Source organism: Micromonospora sp. NPDC049799 (genome assembly GCF_040656655.1).
In the GTDB taxonomy this organism is placed as follows: domain Bacteria; phylum Actinomycetota; class Actinomycetes; order Mycobacteriales; family Micromonosporaceae; genus Micromonospora.
This window is the reverse complement of sequence record NZ_JBFAMU010000572.1, coordinates 1-2,922: the sequence shown is the minus strand read 5'-3', so window position 1 is coordinate 2,922 and position 2,922 is coordinate 1. Positions and strand designations below refer to the sequence as shown.

Here is a 2,922-nt window from a genome sequence, read left to right as displayed (position 1 = left end):
GGCCGGGCGGGCGATCCGCTGTCCCCGGTGCGGGGCGCGGCGCACGGCACCCACCGTGGACGACACCTCGGGACGGGCGCGGCCCGGCCGGCGGGTGTGACGCAGGGTCAGCCCAGGAGGGAGAGCAGGTCCCCGGGCTCGGCGACGGTCAGGTCGGCGGGTGCCGCCGGGTCGTACATGTGCCCCCAGCCCGCCGCCACGGACAGGGCACCGGCACCGCGGGCCGCGCCCAGGTCCAGGGGCGAGTCGCCGACGTACGCGATCTGACCGGGCGCGACGTCGAGTCGCCGGCAGGCCAGCAGGACGCCCTCGGGATCCGGTTTGGGCCGGTCCACCTCGTCGCCGCCGACGATCACCGCAACGTGCTCCGCCAGGCCGGTGCGCCCGAGCAGGATCCGGGCGGCCTCCGCGCTGGCTCCGGTGAACAAGCCGACCGGCACTCGGCGGGCGGCCTCCGCGAGCAGGTCCGCCACCCCCGGGTAGACGGTCACGCGGTCGGCCGCGGCGGCCAGTTCCTGGTGGTAGCGGGCCATGTCCTCCTCGGTGGCCCGGCGGCCCAGCAGCGCGGAGAGCAGGTCCACGGGCGCGCCGAGCGAGTAGCCGGCGATGATCTCCTCGTCGGTGTGCTCGCGACCGCCCCCGGCGAGGACCGTCGCCCGGTACGCCGCCGGCACGGCGGCGTGCGACTCGATCAGCGTGCCGTCCATGTCGAAGACCAGGCCCGTCAACGGGGTTCGCGTGTGTGCCACGGAGTCCAGGCTAGTGCGGTGTCCACTAACGTTCACCGGGTGTTCCGGTGGGGTGTTGTGGATCCTCGCCTTGGAGGGCGAGCGACTCCCCACTGGGTGGTGGGGCGGGCCTCCGCGGGCCAACTGATCCTCTCGCCGCCCGGGCTGGGCGGCGGGGGTCACGCCGGGACCGGCCGGCGCCGGGGAGGTTCCGGCCGGCTCGACGGTGCGTGACCACCCCAGGCGGCACAGGAATGTCTGTCGTGGGGGTGGTGGGTCCGCCGCCCGGGGTGCGGGTGGCGATGCTGGCCGCCGCGACGAGATCGCGGTGCCCGGAGAATCGGCAGTGGGGGCAGGACAAGGTGCGTCCACGAGGTTTCGGTACCCGTCGCTGGCAGGCGGGGCAGGTCGAGGAGGTGCCCCGTTCGTCGACGAGCCGCACCGTGATCCCGGCGAGGGTGGCCTTGTCGGTGAGTACCTGAATCAACCGGCGGATCTGCCACTGCCGCAGCCGCAGGTTGTGCCGCCGGCCCGCCACAATGTCGAGCACGCCGCGGGGGCCACCGACATGCAGCACCCCAACCCGCTGACCCACGGCCCAGGACACGACAGTGCGGGCGGCCTCATGCTGGGCCTGGCGGACCCGCCGTCGATGCCGTCCCTCCACCAGACGGGCCCGGCGGCGATATTGACGCCACCGCCGTGACCCCCGCTGGCCCGGTTTCGGTGCCCGCCGCGCCACCGCCCGGCGGCGGGCCTTGGTGTCGGTGAGGTGCATCCGGTGTTCGGCGCGGACCGCCCGCCCGGACACCAACAGCCCGGCACCGTCGGGCCCGGCCAGCGCGTAGGGGTGGATGATGCCGAGGTCCACCCCGGCCACCCGACTCGGTTCCGGCCTTACCCCCGGTGGGTAGGTCGCGACCGGAATCTCGGCGGTCACGTCGAGGAACAGCCGCCCGCCCTCAGACAGCAGAGTGATCGAGCGCACCTGCTCCACCGGGTACGGCAGATCCCGGGCCAGGCGAACCCACAACGGGCAGGCGCCTCTCGCGCTGGGGATGCGTACCCGCCGCCCGTCAACCGTGAATGTGCCGTGATACCAGCGCACCGGCACCAACCCCCGCCTGCGACGCGGAAACCGCGCCGAGTCGTCACCGGCCTTACGGCGCTTCGCCGCCGCGAACCAGGCATCGGAGAACCGGCGCAGCACTGACCGGGCACCCGTACTGTCCAGTTCACCGAACGTGCCCGGCCCCGACGCCGCCAACTCCCGACACAACTGCTGATAGCCAGCCAACGGCGCATCCCCGCGGCGACGCCGCCACGCATTGACCTCCAACACGCACGCCCACACATCACCACCCGAACGCAGCAAGCCGAAACACCGCCGCCGCTGCCCTGACGTCACCCGCAACCCAACCCGAGCCGTGCGATACACGACCCGCGGCGCAGCGAAATCCCGACGGCGAGGCACAGACCGAACCCAACACCACCGGTACGACAACTTCCCAACCACTCATCAACCCGGCGAACGTTAGTGGCCACCGCACTAGCCAGCCGGGAGCCCGGCGCGGTGGGCGGCGGCGAGACGCTTCGGCGCGCGGGCGTACCAGGCCTCGGTGATCAGCTCGGTCAGCTCGTCCACGTCGATGCGTTCCAGCCGGACCAGGACGGCCGGGTAGCCATCGAAGTGCGGCGTGGTGAAGTAGACGGTCGGATCGTCGGCGAGCAGCGCCTCCCGGGCGCCGAGGTCGGGCACCTGCGCCCCGAGGATCGGCCCGTCGGGCGCGGTGTCACCGAGGGCTTCGAGGTCGGCGCGGCGCAGCGGTCGTTCCCAGACGAAACCCTTGTCCCGGACCTTCCAGGCGGGCAGTCCGTCGTACGAGGGCTTCTCGGTCGTCTCCGGCAGGCTCAGCGCGATCCGCCGCACGTCGTCCCAGGTGGCCACGACCCGACCCTACGCCGACCCGACGGGTCCCGCGGTCCCCTCGTCGAGCAGCGCGTCCAGTGCGCGCCGCGCCAGGGCTCGCGTGGCCGGGGCCGGATCGTCGTACGTGATGAGGGCCTTCCACAGTGCCCAGCCCCGACCCCGCGCCCAGGTGGCGTCGTCGACGCCGAGCGCGGCGCGGAACGCGACCCGCGCGGACCCCGGCAGGAACGTCCAGGCGATGACCGTGTCGCACGCCGGGTCGCC

At 73.5% G+C, this 2,922-nt stretch carries 3 protein-coding genes and 1 pseudogene; all 4 read right to left on the bottom strand.

Annotated elements, in window-relative coordinates; all coding sequences use genetic code 11:
• Nucleotides 1–107: 107 nt before the first annotated feature.
• Nucleotides 108–749, bottom strand: a complete 642-nt coding sequence (locus AB0I76_RS26535; protein ID WP_357040848.1) for an HAD-IA family hydrolase — start codon at nucleotides 747–749, stop codon at nucleotides 108–110.
• 25 nt (nucleotides 750–774) lie between these two features.
• The gene (locus AB0I76_RS26530; protein WP_357040845.1) at nucleotides 775–2,136 is read right to left on the bottom strand and encodes a transposase; all 1,362 of its coding nucleotides are present in this window, start codon (nucleotides 2,134–2,136) and stop codon (nucleotides 775–777) included.
• Between the two features lie 141 nt (nucleotides 2,137–2,277).
• Nucleotides 2,278–2,676: an MmcQ/YjbR family DNA-binding protein gene (locus AB0I76_RS26525; protein ID WP_357040842.1), complete on the bottom strand. Its 399-nt coding sequence runs from the start codon at nucleotides 2,674–2,676 to the stop codon at nucleotides 2,278–2,280.
• 9 nt (nucleotides 2,677–2,685) lie between these two features.
• A pseudogene (locus AB0I76_RS26520) lies at nucleotides 2,686–2,922 on the bottom strand (hypothetical protein); the annotation flags it as partial.